Raw genomic sequence first — 16240 nt, forward strand, 5'->3', positions numbered from 1 at the left:
GCTTAAGCACTCCGAGGCTTTACATGACCCTTCGCCCCGTGTCGCTCGCCCTCCTGCTGGCCCTTACCGCCACAGGGGCGTACGCCCAGAATGCCGCCCCACAGCAGCCTGGCGCGACACCGCCGGCGAAGAGCGCGGCGCCGCAACCGAAGGATGCTTCGGAGGCGGCGACCTCGCCGGAGCCGCAGCGCAAGGAATCCACCCTCCCGCTGAAGCCGACCTCGGCGGAAACGCAGGCCGCGCAGCTTTCCGCGCGCTTCCTCACCCGTTTCCACTACCAGGCACAGCCGCTCGACGACGCCATGTCGGCCAAGATCTTCAAGGCCTACTTCGACGACCTCGATAGCGAGAAGGTCTTCTTCACCCAGGAAGACATGGCCAAGTTCGAACCGCTGAAGACGCAGTTCGACGATGCCATCTGGAACCAGGACCTCAGCGGCCCGTTCTCGGTGTTCAACCTGTACATCACGCGCGCCGTCGATCGCATGAACTACGCGCGCGGCCTGCTGAAGAAGGGTTTCGACTTCAGCGGCAACGAGACCTTCAACTTCGATCGCAAGAAGGCCCCGGTCCCGAAGAACCAGGCCGAGCTCGACGAGGTGTGGCGCAAGCGCACCATGAACGACTGGCTGCGCCTGAAGCTGGCCGGCAAGAGCGACGACGACATCCGCAAGACGCTCGACAAGCGCTACGCGACCTACAACGGCCGCGTTCGCCAGCTCGATGACGAGGACGCCACCCAGGCGTTCATGACCGCCTACGCCAACTCCACCGACCCGCACACCGATTACCTCGGCCCCCGCGCGGCGGATGCGTTCGATATCGCCATGCGCCTGTCGCTGGAAGGTATCGGCGCGGTGCTGCAGGCACGCGACGATTACACGACCATCCGCGAGCTCGTCCCGGGCGGCCCGGCCATGAAGTCGGGCAAGCTCAAGCCGGGCGACCGCATCGTGGCCATCGGCCAGGGCGAAACCGGCCCGATGGTCGACGTGGTGGGCTGGCGCCAGGATGACGTGGTCAAGCTCATCCGCGGCAAGAAGGACACCACCGTCCGCATCGAAGTCCTGCCCGGCGATGCCGGCGTGGATGGCAAGCACGACATCGTGACCCTTGTACGCAAGAAGGTCACGATGGAAGAGCAGGCCGCCAAGTCGAAGGTCATCGACGTGAAGGATGGCGACGTCACGCGCAAGATCGGCGTGATCGAACTGCCGACCTTCTACCAGGATTTCGGCGCCCGCCGTAACGGCGATGCCAACTTCAAGAGCGCCACGCGCGATGTGTCCAAGCTGCTCACCGAGCTGAAGGCGCAGAAGGTCGAAGGCGTCATCATGGACCTGCGCAACAACGGCGGTGGTTCGCTCAACGAAGCCACCGAACTCACCGGCCTGTTCATCGATACCGGCCCGGTCGTGCAGGTGCGCGATGCGCGCGGCCAGGTCGAAGCCCAGGGCGACGACCAGCCGGGCATGTCGTGGGATGGCCCGATGGCCGTCATGGTCAACCGTGGCTCCGCGTCGGCGTCCGAGATTTTCGCGGCCGCCATCCAGGATTACGGCCGCGGCCTGATCATCGGCGAGCCGACCTTCGGCAAGGGCACCGTGCAGAACCTGGTCGACCTCGACCGCTTCGGCAAGGCGCAGACCGGCGAAGATGCGAAGTACGGCGAGCTCAAGATGACCATCGCCGAATTCATCCGCATCAACGGCGACAGCACGCAGCTGCATGGCGTCACGCCGGACGTGCAGTTCCCGCAGAACGGCGATGCCAAGGAATTCGGCGAGTCCACCTATGACAATGCGCTGCCGTGGCGGCACATCGATCCGGCCGATTACAAGCCGGTCGCCGATCTCAAGCCGATCATCGGTCCGCTCAACCAGAAGCACCAGGCACGCGTCGCGACCTCGCCGGCGTGGAAGCTGATGCTCGACGAACTGGCGCAGTACAAGCAGCTGCGCGACAAGACCGACATCTCGCTGAACTTCGCCGCCCGCCAGGCTGAACGCAAGCAGTTCGACGCCACGCAGGCCGATTTCCGCAACCGCCGCAAGGCGATCTTCGGCGGCGACGGCAACGCGGATGTCGATGACCAGAACACCGGCGACGACGGCCTCAATGCCAACGAGCGCAGCATCAAGAGCGACCTGAAGCAGGAAGCCGACGCGAAGAAGGCGAAGGACACCCCGCTCGATGAAGCCGCCCACATCGTCAGCGACGAGGTGGCGCTCATCAAGGGCGATGCGAAGGTCGCCTCCGAAGTGCTCCCCTACGGCGGCAAGAAGATCGACACCCCGCCGCAGACAGCCCAGGCCACCAAGCCCGAGCCCAACACACCGAAGTGATGCAGAAGGCCCCCTCAGCGGGGCCTTCTCTTTTATGCGGTTGCGTAAAGGCTCTTGTGGGAGCGCGCTTGCGCGCGATGGGTCTTGCCGCAATCCCATCGCGCGCAAGTGCGCTCCCACAAGAACAGGGCGTTTGAAACCGGGTCTTCACGGTTTCGTTGCTAGCCTCCCCCGCGATTCTTCGCTTCGGAAAGGCAGGCCTCGCATGCTCGACTTCCTCGATCACCTCGGCATCGACCACGCCACGCGGCTGGTCATCATCGGCTGGTGCATCCGCATCGGCATCGCGCTCGTCGCGCTGCTCATCGGGTTCTGGATCGCCGCCCGGGTCGCCAACGTCGGCAAACGCGCCCTCGAGCGCGCCCGCGTCGACGACACCCTGGCCGGGTTCCTGCGCAACGCCATCTACGGCCTGCTGATCGCCTTCGTCATCGTCCAGGTCATGGGCATGGCCGGGATCCCGACGGCCTCGTTCATCGCCGCGCTCGGTGCCGCCGGCCTGGCCATCGGCCTGGCGCTCAACAGCTCGCTGTCGAACCTCGCCTGGGGTGTGCTGCTGATCCTGTTCCGCCCATACCGCATCGGCGATTACGTGCTGATCGGCGGGGTCGAGGGCACCGTGGAGAGCATCAACCTGATGCACACCTACGTCATCACCCCTGACAACCGCGAGGCCGTGGTGCCCAACGCCAAGGTCGGCGGCGACGCCATCATCAACTTCAACCGCCGCGGCACCCGGCGGTTCGAGATCAAGGTGGGCATCGCCTACAGCGACGATATCAGCAAGGCCATGGACATCATCCGCGGGCTCCTCGACGCCGACCCGCGGATCATGAAGGACCCGGCCCCGGGCGTCTGGACCGACAGCCTCGGCGCCTCGAACGTCACCCTGGTGATCCGTGGCTGGTGCACCGTGGCCGACATGTACGGCGCCCAGACCAAGCTGCTGATGGACATCAAGGACCAGTTCGGCGGGGCGGGCATCACGATCCCGTCGTCGAGCACGGATATCCGGCTCCTGCCGGCCGAGGAGCCCAAGCCGGCCAGCTGATCGGGCGGCTCTTGTGGGAGTGAGCTTGCGAACGAGGCTCTTCCGCGGCCCATCGTTCGCAAGCTCACTCCCACAAAGGCGGCATCGCGCCCCCCTGTGGGAGCGCGCTTGCGCGCGATTGGGCTCCCATTACCGCCCCGCACAACAGAAATCGCCCCAAACAACCGTTTGAATCGTGGGAATCTCCTCCCGAGGGATTACAATCGACCGGTTGCGCCGCACCACGGCGCCCGACATTCCCCCGTTGGAGGGTTCGTCCGCCCTTCATCGCTGTTTTTGAGGAGGTTCCATGGCCGACGTCAAAGAAGCCCGCGTGCCCGATATCGGTGGCAAGCCGGTGCCCATCATCGAAATCATGGTCAAGGTCGGCGACACCGTCGAAAAAGACCAGAGCCTGGTCACGCTGGAGTCCGACAAGGCCACCATGGAAGTCCCGGCGCCGTTCGCCGGCGTCATCAAGGAAATCAAGGTCAAGGTCGGTGACGAGGTCAACGACAACGACGTGATCGCCCTGGTCGAAGCCGCGGGCGATGTCCCGGCCGCTCCGGCCCCGGCCCCGGCGGCCGCCGCGCCCGCCCCGGCACCCGCTGCTGCCGCCCCGGCTCCGGCCCCGGCCGCCGCCAAGGCTGCCGCGCCGTCGGCCTCCAAGGCCTCCGGCCCGGTCAACGTGAATGTCCCGGACATCGGCGGCAAGCCGGTGCCCATCATCGAGGTCATGGTCAAGGTCGGCGACAAGGTCGAGAAGGACCAGAGCCTCATGACCCTGGAATCCGACAAGGCCACGATGGACATCCCGGCCCCGGCCGCGGGCCTCATCAAGGAGCTGAAGGTCAAGGTCGGCGATGAAGTGAACGACGGCGACCTCATCGCCATCATGGAAGGCGAGGGTGGCGAAGCCGCCCCGGCGCCGGCCCCGGCCGCTGCTGCCCCGGCACCTGCGCCTGCGCCGGCACCCGCCGCTGCCGCCGCGCCGGCGCCTTCGAAGTCGGAAGTCCCGGCCGGTGGCGCCCCGCGCACCCCGCCGGTGTCGTTCGACGCCTCGGTGATCATGCCGGAGAACGCCCCCTACGCCAGCCCGGCCGTCCGCGCGTTCGCACGCGAGCTCGGCGTCGACGTGGCCCAGGTCAAGGGCAGCGGCCGCAGCGGCCGTATCCAGCGCGAAGACATCACCGGTTACGTCAAGAACGTGATGACCTCGGGCGCGGCTCCGGCCGCCGCCGGTGGCGCCGCAGGTGGCACCGGCCTCTCGCTGCTGCCGTGGCCCAAGGTCGACTTCTCGAAGTTCGGCGAAATCGAAGAGAAGCCGCTGGGCCGCATCCCGAAGATCTCGGCTGCCAACCTCGCGCGTAACTGGGCGGTCATCCCGCACGTCACCCAGTTCGAAGACGCCGACATCACCGAGATGGAAGCCTTCCGCAAGAAGCTCGGCGAAGAGAACAAGGACCTCAAGGTCACCCCGCTGGTCTTCCAGATCAAGGCTGTCGTCGCCGCGCTGAAGAAGTTCCCGACCTTCAACGCCTCGCTCGATGCCGCCGGCGAAACGCTGACGCTGAAGAAGTACTACAACGTCGGTATCGCCGTGGATACGCCGGATGGCCTCGTCGTCCCGGTCATCCGCGACGCCGACAAGAAGGGCCTGCTCGAGCTCGCCGCTGAACTCGGCGAGATCTCGAAGAAGGCGCGTGACAAGAAGCTCACCGCTGCCGACATGCAGGGCGGCTGCTTCTCCATCTCCTCGCTCGGCGGCATTGGTGGCACGGCGTTCACGCCGATCATCAACGCACCGGAAGTGGCGATCCTCGGCGTCTCCAAGGCGGCGATGAAGCCGGTGTGGAACGGCAAGGAATTCGCGCCGCGCCTCATGCTGCCGCTGTCGCTGTCGTACGACCACCGCGTCATCGACGGCGCGCTGGCCGCGCGCTTCGCCGTGTACCTGGCCCAGCAGCTTGGCGACATCCGTCGCCTGCTGCTCTGACGGGGGCGCACGCACATGGCAAACACCATTGAACTGAAGGTGCCCGACCTCGGCGGCTCGCACGATGTGCCGGTCATCGAGATCCTCGTGAAGGCCGGCGACACCGTCGAAAAGGACCAGAGCCTCATCACGCTCGAATCCGACAAGGCCACGATGGACGTGCCCGCCTCGCAGGCTGGCAAGGTCGTCGAGATCAAGGTCAAGGTTGGCGATATCGTCAACGATGGCACGGTGATCCTGACCGTCGAAGCGGCTGACGGTGCTGCTGCCGCCAAGCCGGCGGCCGACGCGAAGCCTGCCGCAGCGCCGGCACCCGCGCCTGCCGCTTCGGCTGAAAAGCCGGCGCCGGCGAAGGCTGCTGCCCAGGGCAGCACCGTGTCCGAATCGCCCGCGCACCCGGCCGCCGCTCCCGGCAACACCGGTGCTGCGCCGAAGGCCGCCGCCGAATCCGGCCGCAAGGCCGACATCGAGTGCCAGCTCGTCGTCCTCGGCTCCGGCCCGGGCGGCTACACCGCTGCGTTCCGCGGCGCGGACGTCGGCCTCGATACCGTCCTCGTCGAACGCTATGCATCGCTCGGCGGCGTCTGCCTCAACGTCGGTTGCATCCCGTCGAAGGCGCTGCTGCACGCCGCGGCCGTCATCGATGAAGCCGCCGCGATCGAAGCGCACGGCATCAGCTTCGGCAAGCCGAAGATCGACCTGGACAAGCTGCGCTCGTTCAAGGAAAAGGTCGTCGGCAAGCTCACCGGCGGTCTCGCCCAGATGGCGAAGGCCCGCAAGGTCCGCACCGTCACCGGCGTCGGCACCTTCGTGTCGCCGCACGAGCTGGAAGTGAAGACCGCCGATGGCGTGAAGCTCATTCGCTTCGAGAACGCGATCATCGCCGCCGGCTCGCAGTCGGTGAAGCTGCCGTCGTTCCCGTGGGATGACGAGCGCATCATCGATTCCACCGGCGCGCTTGAACTGCGCGATGTGCCGAAGACCATGCTCGTGGTCGGCGGCGGCATCATCGGCCTGGAAATGGCCACGGTTTACGCGGGCCTCGGCACGGAAGTCACCGTCGTCGAACTCGCCGACCAGCTGATCCCGGGTGCCGACGCGGACCTGATCAAGCCCCTGCAGCAGCGCATCGCCAAGCGCTACAAGGGCATCCACCTCACGACCAAGGTCGTCGAGGCGAAGGCCACGAAGAAGGGCATCGAAGTCACCTTCGATGGCGAAAGCATCCCGGAAACCAAGCTGTACGATCGCGTCCTCGTCTCCGTCGGCCGTTCGCCGAACGGTGGCAAGGTCGGCGCCGACAAGGCGGGCGTGCAGGTCACCGACCGCGGCTTCATCCCGGTCGATCGCCAGATGCGCACGAACGTGCCGCATATCTTCGCCATCGGCGACCTCGTGGGCCAGCCGATGCTGGCGCACAAGGCCACGCACGAAGCGAAGGTGGCTGCGGAAGTCGCCGCGGGCCAGAAGAGCTTCTTCGACGCACGCGTGATCCCGTCGGTGGCTTACACGGATCCGGAAATCGCCTGGGTGGGTATCACCGAGCGCGAGGCGAAGGAGAAGGGCCTGAAGATCGGCGTCGGCAAGTTCCCGTGGGCGGCTTCGGGCCGTGCCATCGGTATCGACCGCACCGAGGGCTTCACGAAGCTGCTGTTCGATGAAGAGACCCACCGCATCGTCGGCGCCGGCATCGTCGGCCCGCACGCGGGCGATCTGATCAGCGAACTGGCGCTCGCGATCGAAATGGGCTGCGAAGCCGGCGACATCGGCCGCACCGTCCACCCGCATCCCACGCTCGGCGAATCCGTCGGCATGGCCGCCGAGGTGTACGAAGGCACGATCACCGACCTTTACATCCCGAAGAAGAAATAAAGCGATACACGAGGGGGCCACCAGGCCCCCTTTTTTTTTCCAGCCTGGCTCGCCTTCGGCCTCGCGTTTGTTGATCGGTTCATTCGCTGACGCGAATGCATGCTTTTAGCGGCTTGCGCCGCCTGGCGCAGGGAGTCTTTCGGGGTCGTCGTAGGAGCCCACCCTGTGGGCGACATCTTTCGCGATCTCGTCGCAAGTCCTGCGGTTCTGTCGCGAACGGCGTCGCCCACAGGGTGGGCTCCTACGGCGCGACCTGGAGTCATAGCCACGCCGCGTTCCAGTAAGGATATTGTCCGGCACGGTCGACGAGGCCAGCGCGGATAGGGTTTGCGACGACGTAACGGGCGGCGGCGCGTACGTCCTCATCGGCACGCAGAGCGTGGTCATGGAAGCCTCTCTGCCAGAGTGGCGCTTTCCGCTCCCGGGCGCGAAATGCCTTGCGTACACGGGCCTTCATCCGGTTCATGACCTTCGACAGGTCGTCGTTACCGAGTTGAACCACAGCGTGGAAATGGTCAGGCATCAGCACCCACGCGAGGCACCGCGCGTCGCCCCAGGTCTTCTGCTCGTGGATGATGCGGCAGGCCATGCGTGCGTCGAGATAGCGGCGGAACACGGGCGCTCGATTCCAGGCGACACACGTGACGATATAGATGCGGCCAGGCTCGGAATGCCGCCCCAGCCGCAACGCGGCGTTCCCAGGTTTGATTGTCATGCCCGCCAGCGTGCCGCGGGACGGTCGCCCGCCATATCAGGCGACGCCGTCACCAAGCGTAGGAGCCCACCCTGTGGGCGACGCCGTTCGCGAGGTCCCAACAGGCCCTGTGGCCGTACCGCGAAAGATGTCGCCCACAGGGTTGGCTCCTACGGGGCAGCGGCGCGCTCGCTGCCGACCTTGGCGGACCTCGCGCCCACCAAATAATGACCTCGGTCATATCGCCATGCGGCGCCGGTTTATGGCATCGTCGGCTGATGCCCGCACCTCAGCCAGCTCACTACCTCCGTCGTCTTGGCACCTGGGATGCCGCGATGATCGTCATTGGCGGCGTAATCGGCGCGGGTATCTTCCGCACCCCGGCCGCCGTCGCCAAAAGCACCAGCTCCGGGATGGAAGTCGTCATCCTCTGGGCTGTTGGCGGCCTGCTGACCCTGGCCGGGGTGCTCTGTTACGCCGAACTCGGCGCGAGACGCCCCCAGGCCGGCGGCACCTACGTCTACCTGCGGGAAGCCTTCGGGCGGCTGCCAGCCTTCCTGTTCGGCTGGACCATGGCGCTGATCAACTACCCCGGCAGTGTCGCCGCGGTGGCTACCACCTTCGCCGATTACGCCACCCGGGCGGTCGGCCTGCCGCATGAGTGGGTGAAGCCGGTGGCGGTGGCGGCCATCAGCTTCATCGTCGCGGTGAACCTGTTCGGTATCCGCGCCGGTGCCTGGGTGCAGAACATCTTCACCGTGCTGAAGCTCGGCGCGGTGGCCATGCTTATTGCGGTGGGCCTCTATCTGGCGCGCGGCCACCTGGGCGTGGCGTTCGCGGAAGATCCGACCCACAACGTGCCCACCGGCATGCTCATCGGCGCGCTGCTGCCGGCGATGTTCGCCTACGGCGGCTTCCACTACCTCAACGACCTGGCCGGCGAAGTGCGTGATCCGCAACGGACCCTGCCGCGTGCGCTGGGCCTGGGAATGGCCAGCGTCGTCGTCTGCTACGTGCTGATCAACATCGCCTACATGGCCGGTCTGGGCCATGCCGGCCTCGCCGCGAGCACGGCGCCGGCCGCTGACCTCATGCGTCGCGTGTTCGGTGAATCCGGTGCCACGGTTATCGCGGTCGGCATCGCGTGCTCCACCTTCGGCTATTGCAGCATCGCCATTGCCGGCGGCGCACGCGTGCTGCAGGTGATGAGCGCCGATGGCATGTTCTTCAAGCCGATCGCGCGCATCGATGCGAAGACCGGTGCGCCGCAGATCGCGCTGCTGGCATTGGGTGCGTGGGCGATTGCGCTGATCCTCTCGGGCAGCTTCGAAGCACTGGTCGACTACACGACCGTGGGCGAGTGGCTGTCGCATGCGTTCGGCATCGCGACCATCTTCTGGTACCGGCGCAAGCTGAAGGACGAACCCTCGCCGTACCTCGTGCCGGGTTATCCGTGGGTGCCGTTGATCTTCACCACCACGGTGCTCTGCGTCATCGTCGCCACCGCCATCACCCAGCCGCAGAACGCCGGCATGAGCCTGCTGATCATCGCGATCGGCGTGCCGGTGTATTACCTGTGGCGCAAGCGGCTGGGTAACGCCGGCTAGCACCGGCGGTTGTGGGAGTGAGCTTGCGAGCGACGGGGCCGCGGAAGAGCATCGTTCGCAAGCTCACTCCCACAAGTCCCTTGCCCCCCCCGCTAGCGGCGTTCACATCGGCGGTGGCAAGCTTGGGCGATGAGCCTGACACTCGCTTTCCTGCTTGCTGGTTTGACGATGGACTTCGCGCCGCCGGTCGCGGATGTGGCCCACCCGAACGGGCAGGTCACCACCCGGGATGCGACGCTGGATCCCGCGCCGAAGCAGTCCAACGGCATGGAGTTCGGCGCGGTGACCTTCCACCCGGCGCCGGCGCCCGCCCTGGTCATCAGCGCACCCGCGGGCCAGCCGTGGCGCGCGTCCGCCAAGGGCTCACTTCACCTGACGGTGCAGAACGGCATGCCCTGGCCGGTCACGCTGATGGTCGACGTTGCGTCCGGGGACCAACACCTCAAGGCGACGGTCGGCTTGCCGCCAGGCCCGCCCTTGGACCTCAACGTGCCGTTGACCGCGACATCCCCGCGTACTTACGGCATGCAGGTGGGGCCACCGATGCCCATAGCCGGTAGCGGCTTGAGCAAACTCGTCGCGCTGACGACCGAGGGCACGATCAAGGAAAACCAGGTCACGTCCGTCACGTTCTCGATGCCCCAGCCTGGCGCCGCGCAGACCGTGTTGTTTGGCAAGGTTGGCTTCTTTGGGAGCACCAGCTTCGAGAGCCTCGCTTACACCAGAATCGTCGACAAGTACGGCCAGTTCACCCGCGCGACGTGGCCGGAGAAGATTGATTCGGATGCGGCGTTGAAGGCCAAAGCTATCGCGCCCAAGGGCGCTCCCACGGGGGATGCCGCGGGGCTGGATCAATTCGGCGGCCGTACCGACATGCCTGCCATGCAGGCCAGCGGGTTCTTTCGCGTGCAGAAGCAGGGCGAGCGCTGGTGGCTCGTTACGCCAGAAGGCCACGCGTTCTTCTCGCTCGGCGTGAATGCGGTGAACCACACCGATGGCCGCACCTACGTGCAAGGTCGCGAGTTCATGTTCGCCGACCCTGGCGCCGCAAACGGCAAGTACGGCGGCAACAGCGACAGCCGCAGCGATAACGGCTCGCAGCGCGATAACGCGATGAACCACGGGCGTTGGTGGGACGTGTATGCGAACAACATCGCGCGCACGCTCGGCGATGATTTCGATAACGCATGGCGCAAGCGCACGTTGGATCGCCTGAAGGCCTGGCGTTTCAACACGCTAGGTAACTGGAGCGATCCAGGCTTCGCCGGCGACAAGCGCATGGCCTACACCGTGCCGATCCTGATCCACGGTGACTTCAACACGGTGAGCACGGGCTACGACTACTGGGGCCGCATGCCGGATCCATTCGATCCGCGTTTTGCGAAGGCGGCGCAGCAAGCCGTGGCGAACGCAACGAAGGACAAGGCCAACGACCCCTGGCTGCTCGGCTACTTCGCCGACAACGAACTCGCCTGGGCAGGGCAGGGCCCACAAGGCCGCTGGGCACTGGCTACAGGCTCACTCGCCCAGGGCCCACAAAGCCCGGCGAAGCAGGCCTTCATCGCCTATCTGAAGAAGACCCACGGCGACGCCGCGACGTTCGCGAAGGCGTGGGGCCTGAACAACATCACCGACTGGAAGCAGGTGGAAGCCGAGGGCTTCAAGGCACCAGACCCGAGCGAGCCGCACCCTGCCATCGCCGCCGATTACATCGCCTTCCTCAAGCTCTACGCGGGCGAGTATTTCCGCACGGTGGCCGAGACGCTGACGAAAGCCGACCCGCACCACCTCTTCCTGGGCGGCCGACTCGCGGTGCGAACGCCGGAGGTCGAGGAAATGAGCGCGAAGTACACCGACGTGACCAGCATCAACACCTACACCGACCTGCCGGAACACGGCTTCGACGTGGCGGAGTTCAAGCGCTGGGATAAGCCGGTGATGCTCACCGAGTTCCACTTCGGCTCAAGCGACCGTGGCCCGTTCGGCAGCGGCGTGGCGGCGGTGGCGAACGAGGCAGAGCGCGGGAAGGCCTACGCGCGCTTCGTGGACGCCGCGGCGGCGTCGGGGATCATCGTGGGCACCCACTGGTTCCAGTACGTGGACCAGCCAGTCACCGGGCGGATCCTCGATGGCGAGAACGCCCACATCGGCCTGGTCGGCATCACCGACATCCCCTTCGAGGGGTTCACCCGCGCCGTGACCGACACCAACGCGAAGGTTGGCGGCGGCTCAGGCGGCGGGAGCCACCGCTAGGCCGGTCCGGGTTTCGGCCAGCACGTTACGGCCGAAAGCGAAGGCCAGCGGCTCGGCCACTCCAATCAGGGCGCTGAGCGCCACGTTCTGGTTAGCCGCGTAACTCATGGAGAAGGCGATGCTGAAATGCGTCGCCGCGAACTTGATCTTGCGGGCCATGGCCGCGTCCTTTAATGGGAATGACTCTCATTATGGGGATGAGGTGGGCCGTGTCCAAGTGATCGTTTGGATAGCTCCGATAGCCAGCGCCAATCGTGGGAGCGCGCTCGCGCGCTATAAGCCCAGCGGCCACTTACGACCCTGTGGGAGCGCGCTTGCGCGCGATGGGCGGTGCGGCAGCCCCGAATCGCGCGCAAGCGCGCTCCCACAACAGCTTGGGGGCCCAGGCGCGCTTAGCGGTGGATCGTGGTCCCGACCACCAGCGCCACTACCATCACCATGGCGACGGCCATGCACGCACTCGTCGGCTTCACCCGGCGGGCGTCGGTGCGGGGGACCAGGCGCCAGATCAGCCAGGCGCCGATGAGCATGTCGAGGACGAGCGCGGCGCGCATCCACGGCAGCACGAAGACCGACTGGCCGGCGGCCTGGCCGTGCTGGGCGGCGATGACCAGGCCGCCGGTGAGCACCGCGAACAGCGCCCAGAGCAGGCTGGCGAAGTAGGCCCGGTTGAACACGACCGAGGTCTTTTCCAGCCAGCGCAGCACGAAGAACACGATGACCGCAGGCACCACGGCCGCCGCGCTGGAGTAGATGACCCACCAGATGGCGGCGGAGAACAACGTCAGGAGTGTCTGCACGCTTAGTAGTCCACGCCCGCGCGGCGCAGGGCCTTGCTCATCAGCCACGCCGGGCCGATCAGCAGGTACTGCAGGTCGGTGAAGAAGGAGGGGCGGCGGCCTTCGATCTTGTGGCCGATGAACTGGCCGACCCAGGCCACCACGAACACGATCACCGCCAGCCAGAGCAGGCCGGTGGCGCCGAGGCCGTGGTAGAGCGTATCGGTGAGGAAGGCCAGCGCGATGAAGGCGCCGGCCATCGCAATGCCGATGACCCGCGAGAGCCGGTAGTAGTAGAAGCAGAACGCCAGGAACATGCCGACCACGGCCCACAGGCCGGGCTTGCCGAGCAGGGAGGGCACGGGGATGAGCCAGATGAAGGCGATCACGGTCCAGGTGATCGCCGGCACGCAGACCCAGTGGATCAGGCGGTTGGTCGCATTCTGGTGGTCCCGGCTGTAATTGCCGAACCACGTTGCCGCATCACGCATGGTGCCTCCTCCCCGTGGGCGCCAGGACCGCCTCAGTCGAGGCGGATGCCTGCGAGCTTGTCCAGGGCCTCAGCATACTTCGCCGCGGTGCCGGCGATCACGTCGTCGGGCACGGAGGGGGCCGGCGGCTCCTTGTTCCAGTGCGCCACGTTGAGCAGGTAATCGCGGACGAACTGCTTGTCGTAGCTATCCGGGCTGGTGCCGACCTTGTAGGTCTCCGCTGGCCAGAAGCGCGAGGAATCCGGGGTGAGCATCTCATCCATGATGTAGAGCTTGCCGTCTTCATCCGTGCCGAACTCGAACTTGGTGTCGGCGATGATGATCCCGCGGGTGGCGGCGTATTCGGCGGCGAACTTGTAGATCGTCAGCGTGGCCTCGCGGACGGCATTGGCCATCTCTTCGCCCACGGCCGCGACCACGGCATCGAAGCTCACGTTCTCGTCGTGGTCGCCCACGGCGGCCTTGGTCGACGGCGTGAAGATCGGTTCCGGCAGCTGCTCGGCCTGCTGCAGGCCCGGGGGCAGGGTGATCCCGCAGATGGCGCCGGTGGCCTGGTAGTCCTTCCAGCCCGAACCGATGATGTAACCGCGGGCGATCGCCTCGACCGGCACCGGCTTCAGGCGCTTCGTCACGACGGCGCGCTTCGCGTACAGCGCCACGTCTACTCCCGGCGGCAGCACCGAGGCCACGTCTTCACCGGTGAGGTGGTTCGGGATCAGGTGCTGCGTCTTCTCGAACCAGAAGTTCGAGATCTGGCAGAGCATCTCGCCCTTGCCCGGGATCGGGTTGGGGAGCACCGAATCGAACGCCGAAAGGCGGTCGGTCGCCACCATGAGCAGGCGGTTGCCGGGCAGGGCGTACACATCGCGCACCTTGCCGCGGTGGATGAGTTCCAGGCCGGGCAGGTCGGATTGGCTCAGGGTGGTCGGCACGGGCGGAGCTCCGGTGAGGCGGGGAAGCCGCCTATTCTACCGGGCCCGCTCCCTTGTGGGATCGCGGTTGTGGGGGGGGGGGGGGGGGGGGGGGGGGGGGGGGGGGGGGGCCCCCCCCCGCCCCCCCGCCCCCCCCCGCTCCCACAAGGCCACCCCAGCCACAGGGCCACACCCCCTCCCACAGGTCACGGGCGGCCACCTGCTAGAATTTACGGTTACAGCCCCAACAACTCTGCCATGCGCAAACTGACGACCGCGGCACTCGCCCTGGCCTTGACCACCCCCGTCCTCGCTGCCCCGCCCGCGAAACCGGTGCGGCTGGGCATGTGCGCCGCCTGCCATGGCGACACCGGCGTGGCGCAGACCCCCGATGCCCCCAACCTGGCCGGGCAGAAGGCGGTCTACCTGCGCTCGGCCCTGCATCAGTACCGCGACGGCCACCGCGATCATCCGGTCATGCGCGCCATGGCCGGCCCCCTTTCCGAAGCGGATATCGACCAGCTCGCCCAGTGGTTCGCCGCACAGACCCCCGCCAAGGGCGCTCCATGAACTTCACCGGCGCATTCATCGGCTTCGTGCTGACCTTCATGGCCACCCACAGCATGCAGCTTGGCCTGCTGGGTGCCGCGATCGGCCTCATGTTCGATCTCACCCGCCAGCAGGGCCGTGGCCGCACGCCGCCGCAGGGTGGTTACCTCGAACCGCTGTTCGCCCTGATGGGCGCCGTGGCCAAGGCCGATGGGCGCATTTCCGAAGCGGAAATCGCCATCGCCGAGCGTTTCATGGCGCGCAAGAACCTGGACCAGGAGCAGCGCCGCCGGGCCATCGATGCGTTCAACCAGGGCAAGCAGCCGGAATACGACCCCACGGGCGTGATCGAGGAGCTGCGCCGCTGGGTCGGCCACCGACGCGACCATGCCTTCCCGATCCTCGATGAAGTGATCGAAACGGTCGTCGCCGAGGGCGTGCCCTCGCCGGAAAAGATGGCGATCCTGCGCCAGCTCGCCTTCGCCCTGCGCATCAGCGACATGGAGCTCATGGCGATCATGGCCATGAAGGGCTACGCCTGGAACGGCGGTGGCGGCGGCCGGCGCCCGGGTGGCAACGGTAGCGGTTACGTGCCGCCGCACCGCAATACCCAGGGCCCCGATCCGTACACCGTGCTCGGCATCCAGCGCGATGCAGACGAGCGCACCACCAAGCGCGCCTACCGCAAGCTCATTTCCGAACACCACCCCGACCGCCTCGGCGATCTCCCCGAAGACATGCGCCGCCGCGCCGAAGCCCGCGCGAGCGAGATCAACGCGGCGTATGAGCGGATCAAGTCGGAGCGGGGATTTAAATGACGCGTCCGCAGGACGCCGCTACCCTGTAGGAGCGCGACTTTGTGGGAGCGCGCTTGCGCGCGATGGGTCCGCGACGGAGCATCGTTCGCAAGCTCACTCCCACAAGAGCTTTTCCACAAGAGCTTTCCTTCTAGCAAGATCCTTTGCACAAGCTCATTCCAACGCCTAAGCAGCCCGTCCACCCAACACGGTAACGACCATGGCCAAGCAGTCCCCCGTCATCGCCCCCTCCATCCTTTCGGCTGATTTCGCCCGCCTGGGCGAGGACACCCGCAAGGTGCTCGATGCGGGTGCGCAGTGGGTGCATTTCGATGTCATGGATAACCACTACGTGCCCAACCTCACCATCGGCCCGATGGTGCTGAAGGCACTACGCGATTACGGCATTACCGAGCACATTGACGTGCACCTGATGGTGAAGCCGGTCGACCGCATCGTCCCGGATTTCGCCAAGGCTGGCGCGCGCAGCATCAGCTTCCACCCGGAAGCCAGCGAGCACGTCGATCGCACCATCCAGCTGATCCAGGGCGAAGGCTGCGAAGCCGGCCTGGTGTTCAACCCGGCCACGCCGCTCAACTGGCTGGATTACGTGCTCGACAAGATTGACATGGTCCTGATCATGTCGGTGAACCCGGGTTTCGGCGGCCAGAAGTTCATCCCCTCCGCGCTGGACAAGATCCGCCACGTCCGCGAGCGCATCGACGCCAGCGGCCGGAAGATTCGCCTGGAAGTCGATGGCGGGGTGAACGCCGACAATATCGGCCAGATCGCCGCGGCCGGTGCTGATACCTTCGTGGCCGGTTCGGCCATCTTTACGGCCCCGGATTACGCCGACGTCATCCGCCGGATGCATGCGGCGATTGATAAGGGCTGAGGTAGCCGGGATCGCGCGCAA

14 protein-coding genes are annotated in these 16240 nt (G+C 66.4%); 9 read left to right on the forward strand and 5 right to left on the reverse strand.

The features are described 5' to 3' along the window. Nucleotides 1-23 precede the first annotated feature (23 nt). From ACZ6YI_RS16920 to lpdA, 4 genes are all read left to right on the forward strand, one after another. Nucleotides 24-2345 carry a carboxy terminal-processing peptidase gene (locus ACZ6YI_RS16920; RefSeq protein ID WP_465779681.1) on the forward strand — a complete coding sequence of 774 codons (2322 nt, stop codon included), beginning with the start codon at nt 24-26 and terminating at the stop codon, nt 2343-2345. Between the two features lie 205 nt (nt 2346-2550). After that, a complete protein-coding gene (locus ACZ6YI_RS16925; RefSeq protein ID WP_465779682.1) occupies nt 2551-3396 on the forward strand; it encodes a mechanosensitive ion channel family protein in 846 nt (281 codons plus the stop codon). 289 nt (nt 3397-3685) lie between these two features. Then, nucleotides 3686-5371: a dihydrolipoyllysine-residue acetyltransferase gene (gene aceF / locus ACZ6YI_RS16930; protein ID WP_465779683.1), complete on the forward strand. Its 1686-nt coding sequence runs from the start codon at nt 3686-3688 to the stop codon at nt 5369-5371. Between the two features lie 15 nt (nt 5372-5386). Next, on the forward strand, nt 5387-7243 hold the full coding sequence (lpdA, locus tag ACZ6YI_RS16935; protein ID WP_465779684.1) for a dihydrolipoyl dehydrogenase: 1857 nt from the start codon (nt 5387-5389) through the stop codon (nt 7241-7243). Between the two features lie 259 nt (nt 7244-7502). Here lpdA and ACZ6YI_RS16940 read toward each other — a convergent pair whose 3' ends face one another. Continuing rightward, on the reverse strand, nt 7503-7958 hold the full coding sequence (locus tag ACZ6YI_RS16940; protein WP_465779685.1) for an REP-associated tyrosine transposase: 456 nt from the start codon (nt 7956-7958) through the stop codon (nt 7503-7505). A 257-nt stretch (nt 7959-8215) separates the two neighbouring features. Between ACZ6YI_RS16940 and ACZ6YI_RS16945 the strand changes: the two genes are divergently transcribed. Beyond that, complete coding sequence (locus ACZ6YI_RS16945) at nt 8216-9544, forward strand: APC family permease (protein WP_440328147.1); 1329 nt, start codon at nt 8216-8218, stop codon at nt 9542-9544. 129 nt (nt 9545-9673) lie between these two features. Next, the gene (locus tag ACZ6YI_RS16950; RefSeq protein WP_465779686.1) at nt 9674-11797 is read left to right on the forward strand and encodes a beta-agarase; all 2124 of its coding nucleotides are present in this window, start codon (nt 9674-9676) and stop codon (nt 11795-11797) included. Here ACZ6YI_RS16950 and ACZ6YI_RS16955 read toward each other — a convergent pair. The 4 genes from ACZ6YI_RS16955 to ACZ6YI_RS16970 all read right to left on the reverse strand — a co-directional run bounded on the left by ACZ6YI_RS16955 (nt 11774) and on the right by ACZ6YI_RS16970 (nt 13999). Further along, nucleotides 11774-11956 carry a DUF2061 domain-containing protein gene (locus tag ACZ6YI_RS16955; RefSeq protein ID WP_440328151.1) on the reverse strand — a complete coding sequence of 61 codons (183 nt, stop codon included), beginning with the start codon at nt 11954-11956 and terminating at the stop codon, nt 11774-11776. The genes ACZ6YI_RS16950 and ACZ6YI_RS16955 overlap by 24 nt on opposite strands. A gap of 233 nt (nt 11957-12189) precedes the next feature. Further along, entirely contained in the window at nt 12190-12597 is a 408-nt protein-coding gene (locus tag ACZ6YI_RS16960; protein ID WP_440328152.1) for a hypothetical protein, read from the reverse strand. 2 nt (nt 12598-12599) lie between these two features. Then, nucleotides 12600-13067 (reverse strand): Mpo1 family 2-hydroxy fatty acid dioxygenase, encoded by a 468-nt coding sequence (locus ACZ6YI_RS16965; protein WP_440328154.1) that lies wholly within the window; start codon nt 13065-13067, stop codon nt 12600-12602. Between the two features lie 32 nt (nt 13068-13099). Continuing rightward, nucleotides 13100-13999, reverse strand: a complete 900-nt coding sequence (locus ACZ6YI_RS16970) for a phosphoribosylaminoimidazolesuccinocarboxamide synthase (protein WP_465779687.1) — start codon at nt 13997-13999, stop codon at nt 13100-13102. A 237-nt stretch (nt 14000-14236) separates the two neighbouring features. Between ACZ6YI_RS16970 and ACZ6YI_RS16975 the strand changes: the two genes are divergently transcribed. The 3 genes from ACZ6YI_RS16975 (at nt 14237) to rpe (ending at nt 16219) form a co-directional block, all read left to right on the forward strand. Beyond that, nucleotides 14237-14548: a c-type cytochrome gene (locus ACZ6YI_RS16975; RefSeq protein WP_465779688.1), complete on the forward strand. Its 312-nt coding sequence runs from the start codon at nt 14237-14239 to the stop codon at nt 14546-14548. Beyond that, nucleotides 14545-15345 (forward strand): co-chaperone DjlA, encoded by an 801-nt coding sequence (gene djlA, locus ACZ6YI_RS16980; RefSeq protein ID WP_465779689.1) that lies wholly within the window; start codon nt 14545-14547, stop codon nt 15343-15345. Before ACZ6YI_RS16975 ends, djlA begins: the two co-directional genes overlap by 4 nt. Nucleotides 15346-15544: 199 nt before the next feature. After that, entirely contained in the window at nt 15545-16219 is a 675-nt protein-coding gene (gene rpe, locus ACZ6YI_RS16985) for a ribulose-phosphate 3-epimerase (protein ID WP_247429811.1), read from the forward strand. The last annotated feature ends 21 nt before the right edge of the window (nt 16220-16240 follow it).

This window comes from Luteibacter sp. NPDC104163 (genome assembly GCF_055584245.1).